Source organism: Acidocella aquatica (assembly GCF_030160635.1).
Taxonomy (GTDB): Bacteria; Pseudomonadota; Alphaproteobacteria; order Acetobacterales; family Acetobacteraceae; genus Acidocella; species Acidocella aquatica.
Genome location: NZ_BSOS01000011.1, coordinates 1 through 685, shown reverse-complemented (window position 1 = coordinate 685; position 685 = coordinate 1). Strand labels below are relative to the sequence as shown.

The following is a 685-nucleotide window of genomic DNA, read 5'->3' as shown; positions in this document are numbered from 1 at the left end:
CTTCAGGAAGCGTGTGGATCGGGTTGCCATCGGCCTGCATCGCATCACGAGTCTAGCCCGCCTTGGCCGGTGTGGGAATCCTTTGAGTAGAAATTATTCGTGCCCAATCCAGGCCGTCGAATAGCGCTGCATATTCCACGGATGTCAGCTTCATCACGCCATCTACAATAGGTGGCCACCTAAAATTGCTATGCTGAAGCTGCTTCCAAATCAGTACCAGGCCGCTGCCATCCCAAAGCAAAATTTTTATCCGATCAGCGCGTTTTGCCCGGAACACGATTAATGCTCCATCGAACGGGTTCTAGCCAAGGCTGGCGGCTGCCAGGGCGGCGAGGCTATGGGCGCCACGGCGAAAATCCACCGGGCGTGTCGCCAGCATGATCCGTACACCGGTTGGGATCGCGATCACGAAGCAGCCGCCCGCACCGCACGCAGCACCGCGGTGAGTGTTTTGCCATCAACCCCGCTGGCCACGCGAATTCTGGCGCCAGCGACGTCAATCTCAATCCCTGGCGGGGCGGCCACGGCCACCGGCAGCGGCGCCGTTCGAGCCAGCGTTGGCTTCTCGGCAACAACCGGTACAAACGCCGGACCAGCCGGATCGCCGCAACCACCTGCCCTTATCTGCGTTGCCAACTCCCGGCGCCAGGCGAATATCTGCTGCCGGCAGATCTGCCAGCGCCGC

At 61.0% G+C, this 685-nt stretch carries 1 protein-coding gene and 1 pseudogene; both read right to left on the bottom strand.

Annotation, left to right across the window (positions count from 1 at the left end; genetic code table 11):
• Positions 1-52: 52 nt before the first annotated feature.
• Positions 53-289, bottom strand: a pseudogene (tnpB, locus tag QQJ84_RS19425) (IS66 family insertion sequence element accessory protein TnpB); the annotation flags it as partial.
• A gap of 116 nt (positions 290-405) precedes the next feature.
• Positions 406-685, bottom strand: a 280-nt coding sequence (locus QQJ84_RS04085) for a hypothetical protein (protein WP_284256786.1), incomplete at its 5' end; no start/stop codon positions are given.